Source organism: Streptomyces sp. 2-1 (assembly GCF_048564895.1).
Classification (GTDB): domain Bacteria; phylum Actinomycetota; class Actinomycetes; order Streptomycetales; family Streptomycetaceae; genus Streptomyces; species Streptomyces phaeochromogenes.
On record NZ_CP183383.1, the window covers coordinates 3,365,793 to 3,392,654 of the forward strand.

The following is a 26,862-nucleotide window of genomic DNA, read 5'->3' on the forward strand; positions in this document are numbered from 1 at the left end:
TCGTGCGCGCGGCCACAGAAACGGACTCGGTCACCTTCCGCGGGGCCACAGGTCCGGGTCCGGCGCGAAGCGGACGGCCAGTTCGCCGTCGCGCAGGGAGGCACCGTCCACCGTGCAGCGGCGCAGGGCGGACGGGAGCGGGACGATCCGGCGGAACTGCCCTGCCGTGACCACGAGTTCGTCGCCACGGCGTACGAGGTCGAGCTCCTCCCGTATCGCGCAGGGGAGCGGGATGTGCCAGACGAGCACGCCGTCGTCGGCGAGGCGGTCGGCGACGGGCCACTCGACCGGTCCCGGGGCGTCGCCCGGCGCGGGCACGGGCAGCGCGGCGAGGTCCTCGGCGCCGCGCGGGTCCCGGCCGAGGTGGGGGAGCTCGCGTACGTCGAACGTCCGCCCCCACTCGTCGCGCCACTCGTCGAGTGCCTTGCGCTGCTGTACGGCGAGGGCGGCGAGCCAGGTGTCGGGGGACGCGTCGGGCAGGACGCGGTTCGCGACCAGGGCGTCGGTGCGCAGGCCGCGCAGGGCGAGGCCGGTGGCCGCGGCGCGTACGGCGTCGGTGCCGGCCGGGCCCGGCTCCGCGACCAGCCGTACGGTCGTGGCCGCGTCCTCGACGGCCAGCTGGACGGCGGCCAGCTCGACGTCCCAGCGGGCTGCCGTCTCGTACAGCCACTCCGAGGGCATCGGGACGCCGGCGAGACGGCCGAGTACGGGGCGCAGGGCGCGGGCCGCCTGGCGCTCCGCGGGGAGCAGGCGGCGGAGGTAGCGGCGGAGTTGTTCGGGGAGGGCGAGGAGGGCGAGGGCCTGGGGGGTGGGCGGCAGGTCGACGACCAGGAGGTCGTACGTGTCCGCCGTGGCCGCGTCGCGCAGGGCGCGGAGCAGGGCGAGTTCCTCGGCACCGGGGAGGGGGGTGAGTTCCTCGCCGTCCAGACGGGCGGCGCCCAGCAGGTCGAGGGCGGTGGTGGCGCGGTCCTGGAACGCGAGGAGGTCCGTGCGGAAGGCCTCGGTCGCGTCCGGTCGCCAGGTGGTGAGGTGGGGGGCGGCCTCAGTGGGGGTGGCGCCGGTGGGGGTGCCGAGGATGGCGCCGAGGGTGTCGGTGCGGTCGGCTGTGAGCACCAGGGTGCGGGTTCCCTGGCGGGAGGCCTGCAGGGCGGTGGCCGCGGCGACGGTGGTGCGGCCGGAGCCGCCGGGGCCGGTGATCAGGATGGTGCGCATGTCTGTCAACGGTACCGGTGCCTGGCCGGCGGGCTGAGCAGAGAGGGTCTCGCCCCCGCCGCCCCTACCCGTCCCGTCCCTGGGGGCTCCGCCCCCAGACCCCCATATCGCGCTGAACGCGCTCGTCCTCAAACGCCGGACGGGCTGAGTGGGTGGGCGGGGCTGATGAGGGTGGGTGGGTTGACCGTGGGCGGGTGGGAGATCGGCCTGAACGGCCTCGTCCTCAAACGCCGGACGGGCTGAGAAGACTGGGCTCGGCTGAAAAATTGGGGCGCAGCCGCGCTTTTCAGGGGCGCGGGGAACTGCGCGATCAGCCCCCGCCCACCCGCGCCGCCTACTTCTCGCCCGACTCCACCCTCTTCTTCAGGCCCGCCAGCGCGCGGTCGATGATGACCTTTTCCGCCTTGCGCTTGATCATGCCGAGCATGGGGATCTTGACGTCGACGGTGAGCTGGTAGGTGACCTGGGTGGCGCCGGTGCCCGCGGGCTTGAGGATGTAGGAGCCGTCGAGGGAGCGGAGCATCTGGGACTTGACCAGGGTCCAGGAGACCTCGTGGTCGCCGGTCCAGGTGTAGCCGAGGGTCTGGTCGTCCTTGATCGCGCCGGCGTCCATGACGAGGCGTACCTGCTCGGCGCGGCCCTTCTCGTCGGTGGCGAGCACCTCCGCCTCCTTCACCTCGCCGGTCCAGTCCGGATAGCGGGCGAAGTCGGCGATCACCGCCATGACATCGGCCGGTGCCGCCTCGATCGTGATGCTCGAGCTGGTGTGTTCCGCCATCGCCGTGGCTCCTCCAGATGCGGTCCGGACATAGGGGTGTTCTTCGTGGTACGAACGCTTCCTACCTGTGTATGCAGCGTGAAGGCTACCGCGCGGCGGACCGCCGCCCGCCCCCGGCCCTGCGACCGCCGCCGGCCCTCACCACTCCAGCACCCACGGCTTCCCCGTTCCGGCGAAGTGACCCACGTTGACGCACTCCGTGGCGCCGACGCGCATCCGCCGGGCGAGCGGTTGGTGGACGTGGCCGAAGAGCGAATAGCGGGGCCGGGTGCGCCGGATCGCGTCGAGCAGTGCCCGGCTCCCCCGCTCGAAGCGCCGCGCCACCGTGTCGTAGACGAGCTCGGGAACCTCCGGCGGAATGTGCGTGCACAGCACGTCGACCTCTCCGACGGCCTCGATCTTCGCCGCGTACTCCTCGTCGCTGATCTCGTACGGCGTCCGCATGGGCGTACGCAGGCCCCCGCCGACGAAGCCGAAGACCCGGCCGCCGATCTCGACCCGCTCACCGTCGAGCACGGTGGTGCCTGGCCCGGCGTACTCCGACCACAGGGGTGGCACGTCGACGTTGCCGTAGGTGGCGTACGTCGGAGTGGGGAACGCCGCGAACAGTTCGGCGTACTGCTTGCGCACGGCCTTCTCGATGGCGGGTCCGCGGTCGACGCCCGCCCACAGCCGCGCGCCGAAGGCCCGGGCCTCCTCGTAGTGGCGGGCGGTGCGCAGCTCGACGATGCGGTCCGTGTTCTCGGTGCCGAAGAGGTCCGGGAAGATGCCGCGGGAGTGGTCGGCGTAGTCGATGAAGAGCACGAGATCGCCGAGACAGATCAGGGCGTCCGCGCCGTCACCGGCCCTGACCAGGTCACGGACATTGCCGTGTACGTCGCTCACGACGTGGATGCGCGTCTTTCGGGCCTCGCCGCCCGGGCCGCCGATGTCGTCGGCGTCGCCGCCTTGTGTGCCTGCCATGGCGATCAAGGGTAAGCCTGTGGAGCAAACGTGTGTAGACGCGGGCGGACCTGCGGTTACCTCCCAGTCAGTAACGTGGTGGACTACTCTGCGCGGAGAAACACCCAAGAGGAACACCAACGCGTGTGACGCGGGGAACATCTCACCCGACCCCCCTGTCGTAGAGGCAGTACCGGCGGGTAACGTCCGGGCAGTCCAGTCGTGCTCAGGGTTTCAACCACCTTGGGTCCCAGAGCACACGCCCGAGCCTTGGACCGCTCCGTCGCATCACACGAAGTCGTGGCGTCGGCGCCCTATGAGGAGCAGCAGTCTTGCGCGAGTTCAGCCTTCCGGCTTTGTACGAGGTCCCCGCGGACGGCAATCTGACCGACATCGTCCGCAGAAACGCCGCGCAGCATCCGGACGTGGCGGTCATCGCCCGTAAGGTCGGCGGCACTTGGACGGATGTCTCGGCCACGACCTTCCTCGCCGAGGTGCAGGCCGCCGCCAAGGGCCTGATCGCCTCGGGCGTGGCGCCCGGCGACCGGGTCGGCCTCATGTCGCGTACGCGCTACGAGTGGACGCTCCTCGACTTCGCGATCTGGAGCGCGGGCGCGGTCACCGTGCCGGTGTACGAGACCAGTTCGGCGGAGCAGGTGCAGTGGATCCTCGGCGACTCGGGCGCGACCGCCGTCGTCGTGGAACTGGACGCGCACGCGGCCGCCGTGGAGTCGGTGCGTCACGGGCTGCCCCATCTCAAGCACGTCTGGCAGATCGAGGGCGGCGGTGTCGAGGAGCTGGGCCGGGCCGGCAAGGACGTCACGGACGCCGCCGTGGAGGAGCGCAGCTCGCTCGCCAAGGCCGACGACCCGGCGACCATCGTCTACACGAGCGGTACGACCGGGCGCCCCAAGGGCTGCGTGCTGACCCACCGCAGCTTCTTCGCCGAGTGCGGCAACATCGTGGAGCGGCTGCGCCCCCTGTTCCGTACGGGTGAGTGCTCGGTGCTGCTCTTCCTGCCGCTCGCGCACGTCTTCGGGCGGCTCGTGCAGGTCGCGCCGATGATGGCGCCGATCAAGCTGGGCATGGTCCCGGACATCAAGAACCTCACGGACGAACTGGCCTCGTTCCGGCCGACGTTGATCCTCGGTGTGCCGCGCGTCTTCGAGAAGGTCTACAACTCGGCGCGGGCCAAGGCGCAGGCGGACGGCAAGGGCAAGATCTTCGACAAGGCGGCGGACACGGCGATCGCGTACAGCCGCGCGCTGGACACCCCGTCGGGCCCGTCGATCGGCCTGCGGATCAAGCACAGGACGTTCGACGCGCTCGTCTACAGCAAGCTGCGCGCGGTGCTCGGCGGCAAGGGCGAGTACGCGATCTCGGGCGGCGCCCCGCTGGGCGAGCGGCTCGGCCACTTCTTCCGCGGCATCGGCTTCACGGTCCTGGAGGGCTACGGCCTCACCGAGTCCTGCGCGGCCACTGCCTTCAACCCGTGGGACCGGCAGAAGATCGGCACGGTCGGCCAGCCGCTGCCGGGTTCCGTGATCCGCATCGCGGACGACGGCGAGGTGCTGCTGCACGGCGAGCACCTGTTCAAGGGGTACTGGAACAACGAGGCCGCCACCGCCGAGGCGCTCGCCGACGGCTGGTTCCACACCGGCGACATCGGCACGCTCGACGAGGACGGCTATCTGCGGATCACCGGCCGCAAGAAGGAGATCATCGTCACCGCGGGCGGCAAGAACGTCGCCCCGGCCGTGATCGAGGACCGCATCCGCGCGCACGCGCTGGTCGCCGAATGCATGGTCGTCGGCGACGGGCGTCCGTTCGTGGGCGCGCTGGTCACCATCGACGACGAGTTCCTGGGCCGCTGGGCCGAGGAGCACGGCAAGCCGGCCGGTTCCACCGCGTCGTCGCTCGGCCAGGATCCGGATCTGCTCGCGGCGATCCAGAGCGCTGTCGACGACGGCAACGCCGCGGTGTCGAAGGCGGAGTCGGTGCGGAAGTTCCGGATTCTCGCCCACCAGTTCACCGAGGACTCCGGGCACCTCACGCCGTCCCTGAAGCTCAAGCGCAATGTGGTGGCGAAGGATTACGCCGACGAGATCGAGGCCATCTACCGGGGCTGATGCCCGACGGAGAAGCCTTCACCACGAGACGTCTTGGGCGCGGTGATCCTGACCGTGCGGGTTGGTTGTGGCGCCGTCGCGCAGTTCCCCGCGCCCCTAAAACGGAGACGTCTCTTCTAGGGGCGCCGGAGCTGCGCGATCAGGCGCAACCAACCCTCAGCCGTGCCCGCGGACGCCTACAACAGCTCCTTCAGCCTCTCCGCCAGCAGGTCCCAGCGCCACTTCTCCTCGACCCACTCACGCCCCCGCTCCCCCATCCGGCACCGCAGCTCCGGATCGCCGAGCAGGGCGGTGATGCGGTCGGCCGCGTCCTCGGGGGAGCCGCCCCGGACGACCCAGCCGGTCTCGCCGTCGAGGACGGCATCGGGCGCACCCCCGGAGTCGCCGGCGACCACGGGAAGCCCGGTCGCGGAGGCCTCCAGGTAGACGATGCCGAGGCCCTCGACGTCGAGGCCCCCACGGCGGGTGCGGCACGGCATGGCGAAGACGTCACCGGCGCCGTAGTGGGCGGGCAGTTCCGACCAGGGGACGGCTCCGGTGAAGCGGACGGAGTCGGCGACCCCGGTCTCGTGCGCGAGCCTGCGCAGGTCCTTCTCGTACGGCCCGCCGCCCACGATCAGCAGCACCGCCTCGGGCTCGCTCGCCAGGATCCGCGGCATCGCGAGGATGAGCGTGTCCTGGCCCTTGCGCGGCACCAGCCGGGAGACGCAGACGACCACCGGGCGGTCGGTCAGCCCGAGGCGGGCGCGGACGACGTCACCGCCCGAACCGGGGTGGAAGGTCTTCTCGTCGACGCCGGGCGGGAGTTGGGCCATCCGCGCGGCGGCCTCGGGCGTCAGCGCGGCGGCGATCCGCGAGCGCGTGTACTCGCCGAGATACGTGATCGTGTCCGTCGACTCGCCGATCCTGCGCAGCAGCCCGCGCGAGCCCGGCAGTTGCGCCCACCCCGCCTCATGACCGTGCGTCGTGGCCACCAGGCGCTCCGCGCCGGCCTTCCTCAGCGCCGGCGCCAGCAGCCCGAGCGGCGCCGCGGCACCGAACCACACCGACGTACAACCGTGCTTCCTGAGCAGGCCCACGGCCCGCTGGGAGACCCCCGGAGTGGGCAGCAGCATGGTTGTTCGGTCGCGTACGATGGCGAAGGGCTGTTCGGCGTCGAAGGCGGCCGTCGCCTCGGCTCCCTCCCGGCCCCGCTTCCAGGTGGACGCGTAGACGACGAGCCGCTCGGGGTCCAGGCGCAACGCCATGTTGTGCAGGAAGGCCTGGATGCCGCCCGGTCTCGGCGGAAAGTCGTTGGTCACGATCAGGGTCTTGTGCATCGCCGTCGACAGTACCGAAAGCACGGACGCACCGAACCCGCACCCGGCAGCTCCGCACGGCCGCGCTTCATGGCTCTCGCACAGGCGCGCGGGGAATCATGGCCGCACACAGGATCCGTACCGAAGAGGACAGGTGGGCATGACGGGAGCGAGGGGGGCGAGGTTCCCGTATCCGCTGGTGGGGGCCTGGGGCCTGACCAGGCTGATGCTGCTGCTCTTCGTCTTCAAGGTGTGGATCTTCCCCGGCCCCGATGTCACCAGCGACGTCTCGGTGATCTACCAGGGCTGGTACGAGGTCCTGCGCACCGGCACCTTCCCGCTGGACGACGTGACCTGGCAGTACCCGCCGGCCGCGGCGCTCGCGATCCTCTCCCCCGCGCTGCTGCCCTTCCTGGAGTACACGTCGGCGTTCTTCGTCCTGGCCTTCCTCGCCGACCTGGTCGCCTTCGGTCTGCTCCTGTACGCGGGCCGGCGTCCGGGCAAGTCGCTGCGCGGCGCCTGGGCGTGGGTGGTGGGCGTACCGCTGCTCGGGCCGACGGTGTACTCGCGGTACGACGTGATGGTGACGGCCGTCGTCGTGGCCGCGATCCTCGCGGGTGCCCGGCATCCGCGCGTGATGGGCGTGCTCGCCGCGTTCGGCGCGATGCTGAAGGTGTGGCCTGCGCTGCTGCTGGTGGGCTCGGCGAAGCGGAGGGCGTGGGGCGCGGCGGCGGCGACGGCCGCGGGGCTGGCACTGTTGTTCGCGGTGTCGATGCCGGGCGCGTTCGCGTTCATGACCTTCCAGCGCGACCGGGGAACCGAGGTCGAGTCCCTCGGCTCCCTGGTCTTCCACATCGCCCGGCACCACGGGTGGGAGGGCCAGGTCCTGCTGAACTACGGCTCGGTGGAGTTCCTCGGCCCGTACGTGGACCTGGTGAGCACGGCGGCCCTGCTGCTGACGGCGCTCGCGTTCGGCTGGCTGCTGATGTGGCGGCTGCTGGCGACGCGCTTCCTGGCACACACGGTCGCGGACGCCGCGTTCGTCGCGGTGCTCCTGTTCACGACGACCAGCCGGGTGATCAGCCCGCAGTACATGGTGTGGCTGGTCGGTCTGGCCGCCGTGTGCCTGGTCTTCCGCGGCAGCCGGATGGGGCTGCCGGCCGGGATGGTCCTGACGGCGTGCTTCTTCACCGTCCTGGAGTTCCCCATCTATTTCGCGAACGTCGTCGGCAGCGACGGTCTTGGCATCACCCTGCTGGTGATCCGCAACGGGCTGCTGGTGGCCGCGTCCGTCACCGCCGGCACGCTCCTCTGGCGCGACACGGTGTCGTACGCGACCACGCCTGAGCTGCCCAGCCAGACTCCCCGCACTCAGGAGACGCTGAACTCCTGAGTGGATCCGCCGGCGTCCGGGGTTTCGTGTGCGGGTCCGTCGTGGCTGGGTGCGCAGTTCCCCGCGCCCCTAAAACAACTGCGGCTACAGCCCAGGCGTCTTTAGGGGCGCGGGGAACTGCGCACCTAGCCACGACCGGCCCGCACCCATCACCCAAGCCGATCCCGCACATAGGCCCGCCACTGCTCGGTGAACTCCTCCAGCGACGTACCCAGAACCTCTCGCATCCCCGCCTCCACCGCCCCCGCCCTCTTCTCCCGCTCCCCCACGGCCCGGTAGAACTCCCCCAGCCGCACCTCACCCCACCGCTCGGCAATCATCCGGCAGGCCAGCCACCCACCCTCATAGGCCCGCGCCAGCGACCCCGCGTCGCCGCCGAACCCGAAGTCCTCGTCGCCCGGCAGCGCGTCGGGCACCCGCCCCTCGGCCACCGCCCGTGCCAGCTCCGGCGCGGCCTGCGGGGCCGTGCGCCCGGTGCCGCGGTAGCCGACCCAGTCCGCGTACCCCTCGGAGAGCCACAGCGGAGTGGCGGCCGAGGTCGACGCGCGGGTCGCCACATGGGTCGTCTCGTGGGTGAGGACGACCTGTCGCCCGAAGGCGCCGAGCACCCCGTACGCGTCGGGGTTGACGATGATCCGGTCGGCGGGCGCCTTCGCGGATCCGCCCGCCTCGCCCGTGGTGACGGCGGCGATCCCCCGGTACCCGGACGCGGGCGCCCCGAGCAGCCCCGCCATCCCGTCCAGCGACTTCGGTACGAGGACGACGACCCGCCGCGACCAGTTCTCGCCCCACGCCTCCCGCACGGCGGGCACCGCGCGGTCGGCCAGTTCCGCGTAGTGGCGCAGCGCGTCGCGGGGGCGCCCGACGCCCAGGACGAGGCTGTGCTCGCCGCGTACGGCCTGGACGGCCCCCTGCTCCCACAGCTGCTGGCTGGAGTCCTTGGCGGGCCGGTCGGCGGTCACGTACCAGCGCCCGTCGGCCCGGGCGAGGCTCAGCGTGCGGGCGGTGACGATGGGGGCCCGGTCGTAGCCCTCTATGCGGTAGCGGAGCTCCGCGTCGGCCGTGGCGCGGTCGCCTGAGCGGTGGAGGCCGGTCACGCGGTACGTCCAGTCGGCCAGCGGGACCCCCCGCAGGTTCCTGAACTCGGTGCGCGCGGCGGCCCGTTCGCCCGCGGCGAGGGTGGCCGGTGCCTGCGTCGCCACGAACTCCCGCTCGTTGCCGTCGCGCACCGCCGCCGCCCTCGTGTCGAGCACGCGCTGGACGTCGCCGGAGGCGCTGTCGGTCCCGGAGCCGCCACCGCAGCCGGCCGACGCGGTCAGAGCCGCCAGCAGCACTCCCACGACCCACCTCGGCGCACGCCCACGACCAGCCACGACCCTGATCGTACGGCGCCGCGCCCGTGGGGTCAGGGGCGCGTCACGGTGTTGACGGGCATCATGCCCACCGGGTCGTAGCGCACCGGGGCGCCCGGGTAGGGCGCGTGGATCACCTGGCCGTTGCCCACGTACATCCCGACATGGCTGGCGTCGCCCCGGTAGGTGACGATGTCGCCGGGCTGCGCCTGGGAGAGCGGCACCGCCCGTCCGGTGTGCGCCTGGGCCTGCGAGGTGCGCGGCAGACCGACACCGGCCTGCGCGTACGACCACTGGGTGAGGCCGGAACAGTCGAACCCGGAGGGCCCGTTGGCGCCCCAGACGTACGGGCGGCCGACGGCCGAGCGGGCCGCGGCGACGGCGGCCGCGGCCCGGCCGGAGGACGGGACGGCGCCGGTGAGGTCGGGGACGCGGCCCGAGCGGGAGGCCCGGTCGTAGGCGGCGCGGTCGGCGCCGGGCATGGCGTTGAGCAACTGCCGTGCCTTGGACAGTTTCTGCTCGACCGTGCGCTTGTGCCGGGCGACCGCCTTGCGGCTCTTGTCCAGTTCGCCGAGCTTGCGGGTCGCCTCCTCGCGCTCCTGGGAGAGATCACGCATGGCGCCCTGCAGTTCCTTGAGTTCCCCGGCCTGCCGGGAGCTGATCCGGTCGAGCACGGCCGCCTTGTCGAGGTAGTCGTCCGGGTCGTCGGAGAACATCAGCGCCAGCGAGGGATCGAGGCCGCCGGAGCGGTACTGGGCCCCGGCGAGCGAACCGAGCGCGTCCCGCATGGTGTTGATGCGGTCCTGCTGTCTGGCGATCCGGTCCTGCGCCCTGTCCACCTGGTCGCGCAGTGTGTCCGTGCGCTCGTCGGCCTTGTTGTACGACTCGGTGGCGTGCTCGGCCTCCTCGTACAGCCGGTCCACCTCGGCACGGGTGTCGTCCTGCGGCGCGGCACCGGCCGGCAGGATGCCGAGGGCCGCGGCCGCGGCGGTCAGTACGCACAGGGTGGCGCCTCGGGCGCCCCGGTCGAAGCCGGACGGTACAAGGCGGCGATGGGACCCCACAGGAAGCCGCACTCCCTTCCGCTGACGTGCCCCCCGGAGTTGGGGGAAACGCGGCAGACAGTAGCCGTGCGACTACGCGGTGGCCAAAGACCCATACGGGTACACAACGTGACGCCCCGCCTCAGACGCAGGTCATCAGCGGGGCGTGGGGTCAGCGCGAGTTACGGGAATTCGCCCGTTCGGGCGGCGTGGCGATCAACTTCCCGGCGGGCCCGGAGAGGTTCCGGGCCACGGGGCGGATCGGATCGCGGACGACCCGGCGAGGGCCGAGGATCAGACCCGGACGCCGAACTGGAAGGTGCCGATCGTGCTCATGGACTCGAGACGGACGACGGCACCCGGCTTCGGGGCGTGCACGATGACGCCGTTGCCCGCGTACAGACCGACGTGGCCGAGGCTGTTGAAGAACACGAGGTCGCCGGGCTTGAGCTGATCGCGGCCGATCTTCACGCCGTCGTTCTGCTGCGTGTAGGTGGTCCGGGATATCGACACACCGGCCTGGCCGTACGCCCACTGCGTCAGACCGGAGCAGTCGTACGAGTTGGGGCCGCTGCCGCCGGAGACGTACGGCTTGCCCATCTGGGTCTTGGCGGCGGCGAGGGCGGCGGCGCCGCGCTCGGAGGCGGGCACCTCGTTGCCGAGTTCGATGCGGTCGCCGGCATCGCGGCTGGCGCGCGTGTCCGCGGCGGTCAGGGCCGCCTGCTCCTTGGCGGTCAGGGTGTTGAGGAGCTTGCGTGCGTCGGCGAGCTTGGTCTGGACTTCCTTCTTCTTCTGACCCAGGGTCTTGCGGGTCTCGGAGAGGTCCTTGAGCTTGCCGGCGGCTTCCTGACGCTGCTGGGCGAGGGTCCGCTGCTTCTCCTGGACCTTCTTCAGCGCCTCGACCTGCTGAGCGCTCAGCTGGTCGATCGTGGACGCCTTGTCGAGGTAGTCGTCCGGGTCGGCGGAGAGGAAGAGCTGGACGGAGGGGTCGATCGCGCCCGTGCGGTACTGGGAGCTGGCCATCAGACCGAGGCTGTCGCGCATGGTGTTGAGCTCGTCCTGGCCTCGCGCGACCTGGTCCTGGATGGTGTCGATCTCTTTTTCGAGCTTTTCCTGCTTCTCCTCGGCCCCGTTGGCCTTGTCGGTGGCGCGCTCCACCTCTTCGTAGAGCTTGTCGACCTTGGCCTTGACCTCGGCCTTGCCCGGCTTCTCGCTGGGCGCGGCGTTGGCCGCCTGGGAGCTGAGGGCCACGGCTGCAGCGGCGGCGGTGGTGAGCACGGTCACACGGGTGCGGCTCGGCTGCTTCGGTCGACGGTGGGACGCCACGGAGGCGAGCTCCTTCATTACCTCAGCCGCCTACCGAGAACACCGGTTGGCGGTGCCCCTCCACCGTCACTCCCAATGAGTGATCACCCGAGTAGAGGTTCGACGGCTGACCCTAGTGATGTTCTTGTGATCAGTTCAAATCCTCCTCGGAAAAATCTCGGTCACCGACCGCATTCTTTGCACTCAACTCACATGCAGTAATGCTCGTTTGACGCTACGTTGCGTGAAGGTTTCGCCAATTCGGGCAAGATGCACATGTGTTGCACTTGGGGTGCCTGTTACGTAGGTGACGTACACCATCAGAAGGTCGGTCACGCGAAATTCCCTTGCGGAGCCGCGCGAAACCCGCTCGCTCAGCCGCGCGAGAAACGCTTCAGGAGCACCGCGGAGGCCACCGGACGCGCTCCCGCCTTCGCCACCCCGTCGGCCACCTCACGGTCGGTCGAGACGACGATGACGGGCCGCCCGGGCGGCTCGGCGCGCACCAGCTGGCGGATCAACTCGTCGGCGGTGACGCCCGGTTTGGAGAAGAGCACCCGCACCCCGCGCGGCGGGGCGAGCAGCACCGGGGCGGCCAGCTCGGCCCCGTCGAAGACACAGGTGACCTCGGCGCCGGTCTGCGCGGCGAGCTGCGAGAGCTGTCCGAGGAGCCGCAGCCGCTGTTTCTCCAGGGGCATCTGCGGATAGCCGGTCTTGGTGACGTTGTAGCCGTCGACGACCAGATGCGCCTGCGGCAGCGCGAGCAGCTGGTCGAGGATCGCGGGATCGTTTTCGGACAGCGCGCGGGCCGCGATGTCTTTTGGTGTCATCCGTCCCGGTTCGACCGCGTCCACGGTCTCCGCGGGCCGCACCGACACCGGCGGCAGGGCGAGTTCGCGCCGCAGCCCCTGTGCCGCGTCGAGCACGGTGTCGAGGAGCAGCCGTACGCGCATGTCCTCGACGCTGCGTCCCTCGCGGGCCGCGCGGCGGGTGGCCTCCAGGGTGGCCTCGACCTCGCTCAGCCGCGCCTTGAGCCGCCGGGTCTCGCTCTCGGCGGCGGACACATGGGCCTGCCCCTCGCCGCGGACCGACTCCATCTCGCCCCGCAGCTTGCGCAGGGCCGCCTCGCCGCGCTTGACGTCACTGAGGGCACCGCGCAGCTTGCGGTGAAGCGATTCGGCTTCCTTCTTCGCCGACTCCAGCTCCGTACGCAGCCGCTCCGTCTCGGTGCGGGTCTGGCCGCGCGCCTCGGCGAGCTCCTCGCGCAGCCGGTCCAGCTCGGCGCGGGTCTCCTCGTCGGCGCGCTCGGCGTCCGCCCGCAGGGCCTCCTCGCCCGCGGCGGTCACCAGCTTCACCCAGCCCGGGGGACGCAGCACATAGGCCGCGGCCGCCACGTCCAGCGGGTCCGCGGCCGGGGGCGGCGAGCCGGAGGCGAGGGCGCCGGTCAGCTCCGACTGGGCCTCTCTGAGCTTCTCGGCGATGCGCTGTCTGAAAAGCGGGTCCGTCTCCAGGGCCGCCGCCATCGCGTTGCCCGCGAACTTGGCACGGCGATTGGGGGCGAACCGGGCGTACTGCCGCAGCTGTACGGGCAGTTCGGCCACGGTGAGCCCGCCGAAACCGTCCGAGACGATCTGTACGACCCTGCGGCGCACGCCGTCGGGCAGCGGACGGTCGAGCACCTCGGCGGCGCCGTCGTCCGGCTCCCCGCCCGTGGTGGTCTCCACCATCCTTCACCCCATCGTCCGTGCGGGGCCCGCTCCTGTCAGGAGCCGGCGCCCGGCCTGTCCACCAGTTCCACCTGATCCACCGCGTTGCACCAGCGACAGCGCACCGACTCGATGGTCTCACTGACCACCTCGCGCTCCTCGATCTTCGGTTCCCCGGCCAGGTCCAGATGCACGTACTCGACGACCTTCGACGACCGTGTCACGTCGAATCGCGTGAGGTTGCCGCAGAGCGTGCAGCGCCACCGGGTCTCGGCGGTCGGCAGGGGTACCGTCATCGTTGCAGTCGCTCACTTTCCTGAGTCCTCATGCCGCACCAGGTTCCCTGGAGCGTGTGGCTCGTAACCCTAAGGCCTGGCGGGTACTCGACGCCCGTCCGCCGGGAGCGGCGAGGCGCTCTGTGCGGTTCGGTCCCGTTACGTCATGCTCTGTCCATGATCGGCAACTGGGGTGGCCCCGTCGAGAGGGCAGTCAGGGCGGTCCGGGGTCAGTCCGCCCCGGTGACCTACGGACTGATCGCCCTGTGCTGCCTGGTCTTCGTGATCGGTCCGCTCTCGGGCCTCAGCCCCGCGTACGGCACCGGTGACGAGCTCCTTTCCGCGCAGCGGGCCTATTTCGAGCGCTGGGGCGTGGTGCCCGTCGAACTGTTCGAGGGGACACCGAGGGCCGCTCTCACTCCGGCCACCGCCCTCTTCGTGCACGGCAGCTGGCTGCATCTGCTGGGGAACATGCTCTTCCTCTATGTCTTCGGGGCGATGGCCGAGGAGAGGATGGGCCACTTCGCGTTCGCCCTCTTCTATCTGGGCTGTGGCTACCTCGCCCTGTTCGGCTACGCGGTCGCCCACTCCGACTCAGCGCAGACGTTGGTCGGCGCGTCCGGGGCGATCTCCGCGGTCCTCGGCGCGTTCCTCTACCTGTTCCCCAAAGCCCGCGTGACCAGTCTCTTTCCGTTCCTCTTCTTCCTGCCGCTGCGGTTTCCGGCCTGGGTGGTCCTGCCCTTCTGGGTCTCCCTCCAGTGGATGGCGGCGAGCCGCGCGACCCACGGGCCGGCGGTGGCCTATCTGGCACACCTGCTGGGCTTCTCGGCGGGGTTCCTCTACGCGTGGGTGCGCTATGGGCGTACAGCTAGAGTGAAATCCCCAGCGACGGCCACCGAGGGAGAAAACCAGCCGTGATCACCGCGATCGTGCTCATCAAGACCAGCGTGGACCGGATCCCCGAGATCGCGGAGTCGATCGCCGCGCTGGACTCCGTCAGCGAGGTGTTCTCCGTGACCGGCACGTACGACTTGATCGCCATGGTCCGGGTGAAGGCGCACGACGATCTGGCGGATGTGATTCCCGGGATGATCAGCAAGATTCCGGGGGTGGAGGGGACGGATACGCATGTGGCGTTCCGTACGTACTCTCAGCACGACCTCGAGGCCGCGTTCGCGATCGGGCTCGACAACTAGCACGGCTCGTCGAGCCCGGATGAAGAGTTCTTCATCCGGCACTCATCCAGGCGCACCGGTGGGCCCCGCAGCATCGGGGCCATGGTTTTCTCTCATCGGATGGCGGCTCTCGCCGCTGTGGTGGTGATTCCTCTGGGGATCGCCGCCACGAGTTACGCCCTGACCGACAGTCCGGAGTCTCCCAAGGTGCCGCCCAAGGTGGAGCTGGAGAGTGGGTCGCCCTCCGCGACGCCCACGTCGACCGCCTCTCCGACGGCGACTCCGACGCCGAGTGACGAGGTCGTGTCCCGGCCTCCGGTGAGTGACGACGATGACGATGACGACGGACCCGGGGACGACGGCTGAGCCCGTACCCGAACCCATGTCCGATCCCGATCACGTTCCCGTGCGCCGGCGGATCTCGGCCCGGGTCCGCATCCTGCTCTGGCTGCTGCTCGTGATGGCCGTCGCGCTCGCCGCCGTGGCCACCACCACCCGTTCGATCCTGCTGCGGGACGTCGACTCCCGCGTCAGCGGTCTGCTCGCCCAGGAGGCGGGCGAGTTCGCGAACTTCGAGGAGCGGGGCGTGGACCCCGCGACCGGGGAGCGGTTCACGGAGCCGGGGCGGCTGCTCAAGGTCTTCCTGGAGCGGCAGTACGCCGATCCGGACGAGGAGCTGATGGGGCTGCTCTCGGGCGGCCCGGACGCGGCCCCGGCGAAGCTCGTCCAGGACCGTGAGATCCCCGCGTCACTGCCCCTGCACGAGGACGAGGCCGGCCGCCGGCAGATCTTCGAGTCCGCCGAGTCCACCGGCACGCTGCACCGCGCCGCCGGGGACGTCCGGTGGGCCAAGGTCGCCATCGCCCGCTCCGGCGGTGAACCGGAGGCCGCCTTCGTGGTCGCCTTCCACCCGGGGCGCGAGCACGACCGCGTGGACGAGGTGTTCCGCATCCTGCTCGCCATCTCCGGGGTCGCGCTGCTGATGACGACGGGGATCGGCTGGGTGGTGGCCGGGCGGATCCTCAAGCCGGTACGTCTGGTGCGTACCGCCGCCGCCCAGCTCACCGAACAGGACCTCACCCGGCGCATCCCGGTCCGCGGCCACGACGACATCGCCGCGCTCGCCGAGACCTTCAACGCGATGCTCGACCGCCTGGAACGCGCCTTCGCGGCCCAGCGCGAGTTCGTCGACGACGCGGGCCACGAGCTGCGCACCCCGATCACCATCGTGCGCGGCCATCTGGAGCTGATGGGCGACGACCCGGCCGAGCGCGAGGAGACCGTCCGGCTGGTCACCGACGAGCTCGACCGGATGAGCCGCATCGTCGAGGACCTGCTGCTGCTCGCCAAGGCCGAACGCCCTGACTTCGTGACCCCCGAACCCGTGCAGCTCGCCGAACTCACCGCCGACGTCTTCGTCAAGGCCCGCACGCTCGGCGACCGCCACTGGGAACTGGCCGAAGTAGCCGACGGGGAAGCCCAGTTGGACCCGCAGCGCATCACCCAGGCGATGGTCCAGCTGGCCCAGAACGCCGTGCAGCACACCGTCCCCGGCCAGTCGATCCGGATCGGCTCGCGCGTCACCGGCGGCCACATCGAGCTGTACGTCGCCGACTCGGGCCCCGGTGTGCAGCCGCAGGACGCCGAGGTGATCTTCGAACGGTTCCGGCGCGGCACCTCCCGGCGCGGCACCCGGGGCAGCGGCGCGGGCCTCGGCCTGTCGATCGTGCGGGCCATCGCGGAGGGGCACCGGGGCGGGAGGGTCGGGCTGCGGCGGACCCCGGGCGGCGGGGCCACCTTCGTCGTCGTGCTCGACCCGGTGCGGGAGCTGCTCCTTGAGACGGACCGCGCGTGAACACCCGCGCACGAGAACCCGCACATGGGCTCCCGCACATGAGCTCCCGGACATGAACGCCCGTACCGGAAAGGCCTGTTGGACATGAAGCGCATCCTGATCGTCGAGGACGAGGAGCGGATCGCCTCCTTCGTCGAGAAGGGCCTGCGCGCGGGCGGCTTCACCACGACCGTCGTGGCGGACGGCGACTCGGCCTACGAGTACGCGCTGACCGGCGGCTTCGACCTGGTGATCCTGGACATCGGGCTGCCCGGCCGGGACGGATTCACCGTGCTGCGCGAACTGCGCGAGGCCCGGGTGACGGTCCCGGTGATCGTGCTGACCGCCCGGGACTCCGTACGCGACGCGGTGGCGGGCCTGGAGGGCGGCGCCGACGACTGGATGACCAAGCCGTTCCGCTTCGAGGAGCTCCTCGCACGGGTGCGGCTGCGGTTGCGTACGGCGGCACGGGCTCCCGAGGTCACAGTGCTGCGCGGGGGTGACCTCACGTTGGATCTGCGTACGCGGCGGGCTCGCGCGGGCGAGCGGGTGGTGGACCTGACGGCCCGTGAGTTCGTGTTGCTGGAGCTGTTCTTGCGGCATCCCGGGCAGGTTCTGTCGCGTGAGCAGATCCTGTCGCATGTGTGGGGGTATGACTTCGATCCCGGGTCCAACATCGTTGATGTGTATGTGCGTTCGTTGCGGAAGAAGCTTGGGGTTGAGCGGGTGGAGACTGTGCGGGGTATGGGGTATCGGCTCCCCGTGTGAGTGTTCCGGTGGGGCGGTTGGTTGATGGGTGCGGGTGCCTCGTGGCTGGGTGCGCAGTTCCCCGCGCCCCTGAAAGGGCGTGCCCTGCCTGGTCCATGAAGGCCCCTTCATGTGGGGCTCATTGGAGGCTCACCGCCCCGCTGAACCCTGAATGTCGTGAGTCTGAATCTCCGGCAAGCCGCCGCCCTCTGTGTGGCCCTGAGCCTCTGTGCCCTCCTGATCGTGCCCGGCAACTTTCCCGGGCTCGGTGGTGACGCGCGGCTGACGCTGGCCGTGTTCGCGCTGGCGACCTGTGCGTGGATCGGTACGCCCATCGACGACACGTACATCGCCCTGGGTGCGGGACTCGCGCTCACGGTGACCGGTGTGATCAGCAGCGAGACGCTCTTCGGCACCCTCGGGGACTCGACGGTCTGGCTGCTGATCTGTGCGTTCGTACTGGCGGCAGCGGTGGCCCGGACGGGGCTCGCGGGGCGGGCGGCGGCCTTCCTGGTGGGCGGGGCGCGCAGCGTCAGGCAGTTGGTACATCTGACGACGGCCGCTCTGGTCGTGACGGCCTTCGCGGTGCCCGCCACCTCCGGACGGGCCGCGCTCGCGCTGCCGGTGTTCCTCGCGCTCGCCAAGGTGCTGGCCGACCGGAAGCGACTGGTCGTGATGCTCGCGCTGCTCTTTCCGACCGTGATCCTGCTGTCGGCGGTGGCGACCCTGATCGGTGCGGGTGCACATCTGATCACGGTGTCGGTGCTGTGGGAGACGACCGGGGACCGTATCGACTTCACCCAGTGGCTGCTGCTCGGACTGCCGTTGGCGGTGGCGTCCTCCCATCTGGCCGCCGAGACCGTGCTGTTGACGACGACAAGGCGCGCGGATCGCCGAACTCCCGTACGGATCACGGCCGCTGACATCCAGCAGCACAGCGAGCAACCCGTCACCGGCCCCTGGTCGCCCGCCGAGTCGCGTTGCGCGCTGCTGCTCGCCACGGTGGTCGCGCTGTGGTGCAGCGAGCCGCTCCACCAGGTGTCCCCCGCCGTCGTCGCCCTGATCGGCGCGGTCGTCGCGGCCTCGCCCGCGCTCGGGACCGTGGGTCTGAAGGACGCCCTGAAGACCGTCCCTTGGTCGTTGCTCCTCTTCATGGCCGCGACGATGGCGATGGGCGTCGCGCTCGCAGACTCGGGGGCGGCGGGGTGGCTGGTGTCCGGGCTGCCGGCGGACGTTGCCCCGTGGCTGTTCCTCGCGCTCGTCGTCGCGGTGAGCACGGCCGCCCATCTGGTCCTGCAGTCCCGTTCGGCGCGCTCGTCCGTCCTCGTACCGCTGGTGGTCGCGGCGGCGGTGGGCGCGGGGGTCAACCCGGTCGCCGCCGCGCTGGCGTCCACGGCCGCGGCGGGCTTCTGCCACACGCTCCCGGCCTCGGCCAAGCCGGTCACGCTCTTCGCCGAGATACCCGGCACACCGACCTACACCCCGCGCGATCTGCTCCGCCTGTCCGCGGTCCTGGCCCCGCTGACGGCGGCGCTCGTCCTGCTCTTCGCCCTCACCGTGTGGCCGCTGCTCGGCGTCCCGGTCCTGAAGCCCTGATGCCCGGAAGCCCCCAAACCGTCCTAGCCGCAAAGCCCTCAAGGAGCCCCTCCCATGCTGACCCGTTTCGCCGTCGCCCCCAGTGGCTTCAAGGAGTCCCTGTCCGCCCAGGCCGCCGCCGACGCCATCGCGGCGGGCGTACGCCGTGTCGTACCGGACGCCGAGGTCGACCTGATCCCTCTGGTGGACGGCGGCGAGGGGACGGCCCGGGCCCTCGCCTCGGCGACCGGGGGCCGGCTGGTCGCCCTGCCCGCCACCGGCCCGCTCGGCGAACCCGTGGGCACCCACTTCGCACTGCTCGGCACCGGATCCGGCACCGGCACCGGGTCCGGCATCGGCTCCGCCGACACGGCCGTCGTGGAGATGGCGGCGGTGGCCGGCCTCTCCCTCGTCCCGCACGGCCTGCGCGACCCGGGCGCCACCACCACGTACGGCGTCGGCGAGCTGATCCGCGCCGCCCTCGACACGGGCGTACGCCGCATCCTCGTCGGCTGCGGCGACTCGGGTACGTCGGACGGGGGCGCCGGAGCCCTACAGGCGCTCGGCGCCCGCCTACTGGACCAGGACGGCTTCGAACTCCCCCAGGGTGGCCGGGAGTTGATCCGCCTGCACCACATCGACCCGAAGGGCCTCGACCCCCGCCTCGCCCACACGGAACTGCTCGTCGCCTGCAACCCGTACAACGTGCTGTGCGGCGAACGCGGAGTCGCCCGCGTCTTCGGCCCGCAGAAGGGCGCCACCCCGGCACAGGTCGAGGAGTTGTCCGCGGGCCTGGAGAACTGGGCGTACGTCCTCACCCGGGACCTCCCGGTCACCTGCGACCTGTACGGCGGCCCCGGCACGGGTGCCTCCGGCGGCCTGGGCGCGGGCCTCGCCGCTCTCGGCGCCCGTCTGCTCCCCCGCTTCGAGGTGCTCCTCGACCACCTCGACCTGGACGCCCGCCTCGCCCGCGCCGACCTGGTCCTCACCGCCGAGGGCGCCCTGGACCACCAGACCCCGCGCGGCAAGGTCCCGGCCGAGGTGGCCCGCCGAGCCAAGCTGAACGGACGCCCGGTCCTCGCCCTGGCGGGCACCCTGGGCGAGGGCGCCCACACGGTCCCGGGCGTGGACGCCTTCACCGGCATCCTGCCCGCCCCGATGGCCCTGGCCGAGGCCCTCGTACGAGCCTCCGAACTCCTCACCGACGCGACCGAGCGCGCCCTGCGGATGATCCTGCTGGGGGCGGGGCTGCCACGAGGGGCGGGCGTGTGACCGCAGGCGGCGGTCACACGGGGAGCCCCGCCAGATCACACCGCCGGGACGCAACGCCCTTCCACAGTGCGGTAGTTCCACTGCGCACCGTCCCGCACGAGTTCCTTGACGGCCCGGACGAACCGCTCGACGTGCTCGTCGGGCGTTCCGGCCCCGAAGCTGACCCGAATGGCGTTGAGGGACTTCTCGCCGGGTGCCGCCTCGGGGGCGCCGCACTCGCCCTGGGTCTGCGGGTCGCTGCCGAGGAGGGTGCGGACGAGGGGGTGCGCGCAGAACAGACCGTCCCGCACGCCGATGCCGTACTCGGCGGAGAGCGCGGCGGCGAAGTGCGAGCTGTTCCAGCCCTCGACGACGAAGGAGATGACACCGACGCGGGGCGCGTCGTCACCGAAGAGCGAGAGCACACGCACTTCGGGCACCTCGGCGAGCCCGGTCCGGACGGTGTCGATGAGCTGCTGCTCGCGGGCGACCAGTGTGTCGAAGCCGGCCTCGGTGAGGGCCTTGCAGGCGGAGGCGATGGAGTAGGCGCCGATGACGTTGGGCGACCCGGCCTCGTGCCGTGCGGCGCTCTCGTGCCACTCGACGTCGACGCCGCCGTCCACCCGCCGCGAGACCTTCCGCGAGGCGCCGCCACCCGCGAGGTACGGCTCGGCCGCGGTCAGCCAGTCGGCGCGTCCGGCGAGGACACCGGACCCGAAGGGCGCGTACAGCTTGTGCCCGGAGAAGGCGACCCAGTCGACGTCCAACTCCCGTACGGACACGGGGTGGTGGGGTGCGAGCTGGGCGGCGTCGAGCACGATCCGGGCGCCGTGCGTGTGTGCGGCGGCGGCCAGTTCGCGTACGGGCCACAGCTCGCCGGTGACGTTCGAGGCGCCGGTGACGCACACGAGCGCCGGGCCGTGGGGGTCCCGCTCGGCGAGCGCCCGCTCCAGCGTCGCGACGGCCTCGCCCGGGGTGCGCGGGGCGTTGAGGTAGGTGACGCGGGCGTCCCTCCACGGCAGCAGGGACGCGTGGTGCTCGGTCTCGAAGACGAAGACCTGGCAGTCGGCGGGGAGCGCGGCGGCGAGGAGGTTGAGCGAGTCGGTGGTGGACCGGGTGAAGACGACCTGGTCGCCGTCGCGGCAGTCGAGGAACTCCTCGACGGTCCTGCGGGCGTTCTCGAACAGATCGGTGGACAGCTGGGAGAGGTACCCGGCCCCGCGGTGCACGCTCCCGTAGTACGGGGCGTACGCGGCCACGTCGTCCCACACCCGCTGGAGGGCCGGGGCGCTGGCGGCGTAGTCGAGCGCGGCGTAGGTGACCTCGCCGCCGGTGACGAGCGGGACGGTGACGTCTCGTCCAAGAACGGGCAGCGATCCGGAGGTGTCCTGGCAGGCGGTCCGGTCGGCGGCGGCAGCGGTGGAAACAGACATGGCGAACTCCTGTGAGGCAGGCGGGAACACCACGCGAGCGGGTACGAGTGGGTACGGCTCAAGCGTGGGTGAAGGTGAAAAGGGGTGTGCGGAGGCGGGGCTCGACGCCCTATCGCATTCGCTGGCTCACAGAAGACTCCCTCGAACGACCAGGACCCCTGGTGATGCGAGGGGTCCGCGCTTGCCGTAGACCTCACTGCCTACGGCCTGGTCTTCACCCGGGGCACCCCGCCACGGACGGAGGGTTGCCGGACAGCCGGCCGGGGCCTGATGGCTGTCGCTCATGACCTGCCTGCATCTTGCCACACGATGATCCGACCGCAACCCCGTCGTCCGCATACCGGGACGCCCGGGGAGCGACGGGGCCTTTTTCGCCCCCGCCGCCCCTACCCATTCCCGTCCCTGACTCAGGGGCTCCGCCCCCGAACCCCCAAAGACTGCGCAGTTCCCCGCGCCCCTAGGTCTTCAGGGGCGCGGGGAACTGCGCGGCCAGCAACAGCCGACCTCCACCCGACAACCCACCCCACGGGGTCTGGGGCGAAGCCCCAGGGGACGGGACTGGGTAGGGGCGGCGGGGGCGAGAAACGCCCTACCGGCCCGCAGCCGGCGCCTACGCGTTGGTCGCCGCCACCCACCGCTCCAGCGTGGCCTTCGCCGCCCCGGAGTCGATCGCGTCCGCGGCCTTCGCCATCCCCGCCCGGAGCTGGTCCGCGAGCGGCCCGTCCCCCGGCGAAAGGGCCACCAGCGCAGCCGCAGAGTTCAGCAGCACAGCGTCCCGCACAGGCCCGGTCTCCCCGTTCAGCAGCCGCCGGGCCACATCCGCGTTGTACGAGGCGTCGGCCCCCCGCAACGCCTCCACGGGCACCAGCTCGATCCCCACGTCACGCGGATCGAACGACTCCTCGCGCACCTTGCCGTCCCGCACGACCCACACACGTGACGTGGCCGTCGTCGTCAGCTCGTCCAGCCCGTCGTCGCCGCGGAAGACGAGCGAAGAGTTGCCGCGCTCGGCGAACACCCCGGCCATGATCGGCGCCATCCGGGGATCGGCACACCCGACGGCCTGCGACTTCACCTTCGCCGGGTTGGTCAGCGGACCGAGCGCGTTGAAGACCGTACGGATCCCCAACTGCCCACGCGCGGCACCCGCGTAGCGCATCGCGGGATGGAACTTCGCCGCGAAGCAGAAGGTGATCCCGGCCGTCTCGGCGACCTGGGCCACCCGGTGCGTCGGCAGCTCCAGGTTGACCCCGAGCTTCTCCAGTACGTCGGACGCCCCGGACGCCGAGGAGGCCGCCCGGTTGCCGTGCTTGACGACCTTGGCGCCCGTACCGGCGATGACGATCGCCGACATGGTGGAGATGTTGACGGTCTTCGCCCCGTCGCCGCCCGTACCGACGATGTCGACGGTCTCCCCCGGCACCTCGATCACGTTCGCGTGCTCGTACATCGCCTGAACGAACCCGACGATCTCCTCGACGGTCTCGCCCTTGGCCCGCAGCGCCACCACGAACCCGGCGATCTGCGCGTCGGTCGCCTCGCCCCGCATGATCAGGTCCATCGCCCAGGCGGTGTCGGCGGCGCTCAGGTCGTGTCCGTCCAGCAGGCCGTTCAGCAGGGCGGGCCAGGAACGGACCGCCGCGGTGTCGCCTCCAGCGGGGGTCACAGCGCTCATATGCCGCTCCTGGGTTGTTCGTCCGCGATAGGGACGCCTGTGGAATGTGGGATGTGGAACGTGGGACATGAGATACGGGTCTTGCCCATATCTCATGGCTCGTGGCTCGTGTACTCATGGCTCGTACGGAACAGGTCCACCCTATCCAGCCCCGGGGACGGCAAAGAGCCCCGTCCGGGCAATGGACGGGGCTCCTGCCGTGGCGAACAGGTCGAAGATCAGTGGTGGCCGTGGCCGCTCGTGATCTCCTTGTACTCCTCGGCGGTGGGCTTCGGGATCTGGTTGTCCTCGCCGAAGTACGCGTTGCTGAGCTTGGCGCGCAGCTTCTGCGGGCCCTTCACCTTGCGCTCGACACCGTTCTCGTCGACCGCGGGGCCGATCGCGGCCGGCTCGTACTGCTCGTGCGCCGTGAGGGTGTGCAGAGCCTCCTGGCTGAGGGGCTCGTGGACCTCGATGAACTCACCGTGCGGCAGGCGCTTGATGATGCCCGACTCGCGGCCGTGCAGCACCTTGTCCTTGTCGCGGCGCTGGAGGCCGAGACAGATCCGCTTGGTGACGACGAACGCGAGGACCGGTCCGACGAAGAACCCGACCCGGACGAACCAGGTCACCGAGTTGATCGACAGATGGAAGTGGGTCGCGACGATGTCGTTGCCACCGCCGATCAGCATGATCATGTACGCGGTCACCCAGGCGACACCGAACGCGGTGCGGGTCGGCGCGTTGCGCGGCCGGTCCAGGATGTGGTGCTCGCTCTTGTCCCCGGTGATCCAGGACTCGATGAACGGGTAGAGCGCGAGGATGCCGAGGAAGAGACCGAAGAGCACCAGTGGGATGAACACACCCAGGACGAGCGTGTGACCCCAGAAGTTGATCTCCCAGCCGGGCATCGCGCGGATCAGACCCTCGGCGAAGCCCATGTACCAGTCCGGCTGGGCGCCCGTGGACACCTGGTCCGGCCGGTACGGTCCCAGCACCCAGATCGGGTTGATGGACGCGACCGCGGCCAGCATGGCGATGAACCCGAAGACCAGGAAGAAGAAGCCTCCGGCCTTGGCCATGTAGACCGGCAGCAGCGGCATGCCGACGACGTTCTTGTTGGTCTTTCCGGGACCCGCGAACTGCGTGTGCTTGTGGTAGAAGACCAGGATCAGGTGGCCGACCACGAGCCCCAGCATGATGCCGGGCAGCAGCAGGATGTGGATCGAGTAGAACCGCGAGACGAAGTCGCCGCCCGGGAACTCCCCGCCGAACAGGAACATCGAGATGTACGTTCCGACGATCGGCGTGGCGAGGATCGCGCCCTGGGTGAAGCGGACGCCGGTGCCGGAGAGCAGGTCGTCCGGGAGCGAGTAGCCGGTGAATCCGGTGAACATGCCGAGGACGAACAGCAGGAAGCCGAACATCCAGTTGATCTCACGCGGCTTGCGGAACGCGCCGGTGAAGAACACGCGCATCATGTGCACGAACATGCCGGCCAGGAAGACGATGGCCGCCCAGTGGTGGATCTGCCGGATGAGCAGACCGCCGCGGACGTCGAAGCTGATGTCCAGCGTGGAGGCGAAGGCCTCCGACATCAGCTGCCCCTGCAGCGGGACGTAGCTTCCGTGGTACTCGATCTCGTTCATCGAGGGGTGGAAGAACAGCGTCAGATACACACCCGTGAGGATGATGATGATGAAGCTGTAGAGGCAGATCTCGCCGAGCATGAAGGACCAGTGGTCCGGGAAGATCTTGCGCATGTTGGCCTTGGCCAGGGAGTAGATCCCCAGCCGGCCGTCGGCCCAGTCGGCGATCTTCTCGCCGGCCGGCGCCTTCTCGCGCGAGCGCGAGTCGGTGGTGGTCGTAGTGCTCATCCGCGCTCCCAGAATGCAGGACCGACGGGCTCTTCGAAGTCGCTGAGCGCCTCGAGGTAACCCTCGTCGTTCACACCGATCTGCAGCTGCGGCAGGGCGTGACCGGCCGGGCCGAAGATCACTCGGGCACCGTCGGCGAGGTCGAAGGTGGACTGGTGGCACGGGCAGAGGACGTGGTGCGTCTGCTGCTCGTACAGGGAGATCGGGCAACCGACGTGGGTGCAGATCTTCGAGTACGCCACGATGCCCTCGTGGGACCACTCGAGCTCACGCTTGTCCTTGATGTCGTCCGGCTGCAGCCGGACGATCATCAGGGCCGCCTTGGCGATCTCGGTCTGGAACTCGTGGTCGTGCTCCTCCAGGCCCTCGGGCTTGGCGAAGGTGAGCGAGCCCACGGCGACGTCGGAGGGACGCAGCGGCTCGTTCGTGTTCATGTTGACGAGCAGCAGTCCCTTGCGCCACAGCGTGTGCCGCAGCTTGTCCTCCGGCAGCGGACCGAGGTCGCGCAGCAGGACGATGCCGGACAGCGGGAACAGCGTCAGCGCGCCGAACATCGTGTTGCGGATCAGCTTGCGGCGGCCGAGCGCGGACTCCTTGGCGCCCTGCTTGAAGTCGGCCAGAACCTTGGCCTTGACCTCGGGCTCCGCCGCGATGGCGTGGCGCTCGTCGGTCATCTCCTCGTCGGACATCAGGGTGCGGGCCCAGTGGACCGCGCCCGCGCCGATGCAGAACAGCGCCAGACCGAGCGTCATGCCCAGGGCGAAGTTCAGTCCGCTGATGTGACCGAGCGGGAAGATGTAGACGATCTTGTCGGCGGGAATCGTCACGAACGCCGCGATGAAACCGACCGTGGCCAGCATCGACAGCGTGAACAGCAGGGCGACCGTGCGCTCGGAGCGCTTGGCGGCCCGCTCGTCGATGTCCTGGATCCGGTGCTCGTGCGGCGGCAGACCGGGGTCCGCGAACGGGTGTTTCTCGTCCGCGACACTCACGGCGCCGTGCGCGTGCTCGTCGTCGGCCCGCTCGGCGGGCAGGTTCTCTTCTGGGGTCTCTTGGCTACTCATGACTTCTTGGCCTTTGCGGTCCGGGCGGCGACCCACACGGCGACGGCGATCAGACCGCCGAGACCGAAGACCCAACCGAAGAGGCCTTCACTGACCGGCCCGAGGCCGCCCAGCTCCAGACCACCGGGGCTCTCCGAGTCGTTGCTGTTGACCGCGTCGAGGTACGCGATGATGTCCTGCTTGTTCTTCTCCGTCAGCGTGGTGTCGGGGAAGGACGGCATGTTCTGCGGGCCTGTCTGCATGGCCTCGTAGATGTGCTTCGGGTCGACATCCTCCAGCGTCGGGGCGTACTTGCCGTTGGTCAGCGCGCCGCCCTTGCCGGTGAAGTTGTGGCACTGGGCGCAGTTGGTACGGAAGAGCTCACCGCCCTTGGCGATGTCCGCGCCCTCGGGGTTGTACTGCGCCTCGGTGGGCACTGTCGGACCGGCACCCAGCGAGGCGACGAACGCCGCGAGCTGGTCGATCTCGGCCTGCGAGTAGATGACCTTCTTCTTCGGTACCTGCGCGCCGGGCTGCTGGGCCGGCATACGGCCGGTGCCGACCTGGAAGTCGACGGCCGCGGCGCCCACGCCGACGAGACTCGGACCGTCAGTGGTGCCCTGACCGCCGGTGCCGTGGCAGCTGGCGCAGCCGACGGCGTAGAGCTTCTTGCCCTCGTCGATGGCTAGGGACTGGGCGGTTGTACCGGCCTGCGCCTCGTCCGCGGGCGCGAACGCGGTATACAGCCCCCCGGTGCATGCCAGCGCGAGGAGTAGGACGACGAGCGCCGCCAGCGGATGGCGTCGTCGTGCGGAGAGCTTTTTCACGGATTACCCCGGT

22 protein-coding genes, 1 pseudogene and 1 riboswitch are annotated in these 26,862 nt (G+C 70.6%); of the genes and pseudogenes, 9 read left to right on the forward strand and 14 right to left on the reverse strand.

Annotation, left to right across the window (positions count from 1 at the left end; all coding sequences use genetic code 11):
• Positions 1-30: 30 nt before the first annotated feature.
• The 3 genes from ACN20J_RS14845 to ACN20J_RS14855 form a co-directional block, all read right to left on the reverse strand.
• On the reverse strand, positions 31-1,212 hold the full coding sequence (locus ACN20J_RS14845; protein WP_419666055.1) for an ArsA family ATPase: 1,182 nt from the start codon (positions 1,210-1,212) through the stop codon (positions 31-33).
• Positions 1,213-1,546: 334 nt separating this feature from the next.
• The gene (locus tag ACN20J_RS14850) at positions 1,547-1,990 is read right to left on the reverse strand and encodes an SRPBCC family protein (RefSeq protein ID WP_055618724.1); all 444 of its coding nucleotides are present in this window, start codon (positions 1,988-1,990) and stop codon (positions 1,547-1,549) included.
• A 138-nt stretch (positions 1,991-2,128) separates the two neighbouring features.
• A complete protein-coding gene (locus ACN20J_RS14855) occupies positions 2,129-2,953 on the reverse strand; it encodes a metallophosphoesterase family protein (RefSeq protein ID WP_189840266.1) in 825 nt (274 codons plus the stop codon).
• Positions 2,954-3,264: 311 nt separating this feature from the next.
• Here ACN20J_RS14855 and ACN20J_RS14860 point away from each other — a divergent pair, with 311 nt between their 5' ends.
• The gene (locus ACN20J_RS14860) at positions 3,265-5,061 is read left to right on the forward strand and encodes an AMP-dependent synthetase/ligase (protein WP_189840265.1); all 1,797 of its coding nucleotides are present in this window, start codon (positions 3,265-3,267) and stop codon (positions 5,059-5,061) included.
• A 176-nt stretch (positions 5,062-5,237) separates the two neighbouring features.
• Here the strand turns inward: ACN20J_RS14860 and ACN20J_RS14865 are convergent, their stop codons facing one another.
• Positions 5,238-6,380: a glycosyltransferase family 4 protein gene (locus ACN20J_RS14865; RefSeq protein WP_189840264.1), complete on the reverse strand. Its 1,143-nt coding sequence runs from the start codon at positions 6,378-6,380 to the stop codon at positions 5,238-5,240.
• 139 nt (positions 6,381-6,519) lie between these two features.
• On the opposite strand from ACN20J_RS14865, the gene ACN20J_RS14870 reads away from it, so the two are divergent.
• Positions 6,520-7,752 carry a glycosyltransferase 87 family protein gene (locus ACN20J_RS14870; protein WP_419666056.1) on the forward strand — a complete coding sequence of 411 codons (1,233 nt, stop codon included), beginning with the start codon at positions 6,520-6,522 and terminating at the stop codon, positions 7,750-7,752.
• 149 nt (positions 7,753-7,901) lie between these two features.
• Here ACN20J_RS14870 and ACN20J_RS14875 read toward each other — a convergent pair whose 3' ends face one another.
• The 5 genes from ACN20J_RS14875 to ACN20J_RS14895 all read right to left on the reverse strand — a co-directional run bounded on the left by ACN20J_RS14875 (position 7,902) and on the right by ACN20J_RS14895 (position 13,454).
• Positions 7,902-9,125: a hypothetical protein gene (locus ACN20J_RS14875; protein WP_373310695.1), complete on the reverse strand. Its 1,224-nt coding sequence runs from the start codon at positions 9,123-9,125 to the stop codon at positions 7,902-7,904.
• Positions 9,126-9,157: 32 nt separating this feature from the next.
• Positions 9,158-10,168, reverse strand: coding sequence for an NlpC/P60 family protein (locus tag ACN20J_RS14880; RefSeq protein ID WP_419666057.1), 1,011 nt, complete (start codon positions 10,166-10,168; stop codon positions 9,158-9,160).
• Between the two features lie 273 nt (positions 10,169-10,441).
• Positions 10,442-11,473, reverse strand: coding sequence for a C40 family peptidase (locus tag ACN20J_RS14885; protein ID WP_055615928.1), 1,032 nt, complete (start codon positions 11,471-11,473; stop codon positions 10,442-10,444).
• Between the two features lie 353 nt (positions 11,474-11,826).
• Positions 11,827-13,179 (reverse strand): NYN domain-containing protein, encoded by a 1,353-nt coding sequence (locus tag ACN20J_RS14890; protein ID WP_189840261.1) that lies wholly within the window; start codon positions 13,177-13,179, stop codon positions 11,827-11,829.
• Between the two features lie 35 nt (positions 13,180-13,214).
• Complete coding sequence (locus ACN20J_RS14895; RefSeq protein ID WP_055615920.1) at positions 13,215-13,454, reverse strand: hypothetical protein; 240 nt, start codon at positions 13,452-13,454, stop codon at positions 13,215-13,217.
• A 156-nt stretch (positions 13,455-13,610) separates the two neighbouring features.
• On the opposite strand from ACN20J_RS14895, the gene ACN20J_RS14900 reads away from it, so the two are divergent.
• The 7 genes and pseudogenes from ACN20J_RS14900 to ACN20J_RS14930 all read left to right on the forward strand — a co-directional run bounded on the left by ACN20J_RS14900 (position 13,611) and on the right by ACN20J_RS14930 (position 20,111).
• Positions 13,611-14,351 (forward strand): rhomboid family intramembrane serine protease, encoded by a 741-nt coding sequence (locus tag ACN20J_RS14900; RefSeq protein WP_189840260.1) that lies wholly within the window; start codon positions 13,611-13,613, stop codon positions 14,349-14,351.
• Entirely contained in the window at positions 14,348-14,629 is a 282-nt protein-coding gene (locus tag ACN20J_RS14905) for an Lrp/AsnC family transcriptional regulator (protein ID WP_055615922.1), read from the forward strand. Before ACN20J_RS14900 ends, ACN20J_RS14905 begins: the two co-directional genes overlap by 4 nt.
• A gap of 81 nt (positions 14,630-14,710) precedes the next feature.
• Positions 14,711-14,974: a small secreted hydrophilic protein gene (locus tag ACN20J_RS14910; protein ID WP_189840259.1), complete on the forward strand. Its 264-nt coding sequence runs from the start codon at positions 14,711-14,713 to the stop codon at positions 14,972-14,974.
• Between the two features lie 16 nt (positions 14,975-14,990).
• Positions 14,991-16,463 carry an ATP-binding protein gene (locus tag ACN20J_RS14915; protein ID WP_419668883.1) on the forward strand — a complete coding sequence of 491 codons (1,473 nt, stop codon included), beginning with the start codon at positions 14,991-14,993 and terminating at the stop codon, positions 16,461-16,463.
• An 84-nt stretch (positions 16,464-16,547) separates the two neighbouring features.
• Positions 16,548-17,210 (forward strand): response regulator transcription factor, encoded by a 663-nt coding sequence (locus ACN20J_RS14920; RefSeq protein ID WP_328693604.1) that lies wholly within the window; start codon positions 16,548-16,550, stop codon positions 17,208-17,210.
• 156 nt (positions 17,211-17,366) lie between these two features.
• Positions 17,367-18,785 (forward strand): SLC13 family permease, encoded by a 1,419-nt coding sequence (locus ACN20J_RS14925; protein ID WP_419666058.1) that lies wholly within the window; start codon positions 17,367-17,369, stop codon positions 18,783-18,785.
• A gap of 54 nt (positions 18,786-18,839) precedes the next feature.
• A pseudogene (locus tag ACN20J_RS14930) lies at positions 18,840-20,111 on the forward strand (glycerate kinase).
• On the opposite strand, the gene ACN20J_RS14935 reads toward ACN20J_RS14930, so the two are convergent.
• The 5 genes from ACN20J_RS14935 to ACN20J_RS14955 form a co-directional block, all read right to left on the reverse strand.
• Entirely contained in the window at positions 20,072-21,448 is a 1,377-nt protein-coding gene (locus ACN20J_RS14935; RefSeq protein ID WP_362309233.1) for an aminotransferase class V-fold PLP-dependent enzyme, read from the reverse strand. The pseudogene ACN20J_RS14930 and the gene ACN20J_RS14935 sit on opposite strands and share 40 nt — an antisense overlap.
• A 172-nt stretch (positions 21,449-21,620) precedes the next feature.
• Positions 21,621-21,737, reverse strand: a riboswitch (SAM riboswitch).
• 321 nt (positions 21,738-22,058) lie between these two features.
• Positions 22,059-23,123 carry an anthranilate phosphoribosyltransferase gene (gene trpD, locus ACN20J_RS14940; RefSeq protein WP_361905044.1) on the reverse strand — a complete coding sequence of 355 codons (1,065 nt, stop codon included), beginning with the start codon at positions 23,121-23,123 and terminating at the stop codon, positions 22,059-22,061.
• Positions 23,124-23,341: 218 nt separating this feature from the next.
• Entirely contained in the window at positions 23,342-24,979 is a 1,638-nt protein-coding gene (locus ACN20J_RS14945; RefSeq protein ID WP_189840253.1) for a cytochrome b, read from the reverse strand.
• Positions 24,976-26,043 (reverse strand): ubiquinol-cytochrome c reductase iron-sulfur subunit, encoded by a 1,068-nt coding sequence (locus ACN20J_RS14950; protein WP_189840252.1) that lies wholly within the window; start codon positions 26,041-26,043, stop codon positions 24,976-24,978. The genes ACN20J_RS14945 and ACN20J_RS14950 overlap by 4 nt, the downstream gene beginning before the upstream one ends.
• Positions 26,040-26,849 (reverse strand): c-type cytochrome, encoded by an 810-nt coding sequence (locus tag ACN20J_RS14955; RefSeq protein WP_189840251.1) that lies wholly within the window; start codon positions 26,847-26,849, stop codon positions 26,040-26,042. Before ACN20J_RS14955 ends, ACN20J_RS14950 begins: the two co-directional genes overlap by 4 nt.
• Positions 26,850-26,862 lie beyond the last annotated feature (13 nt).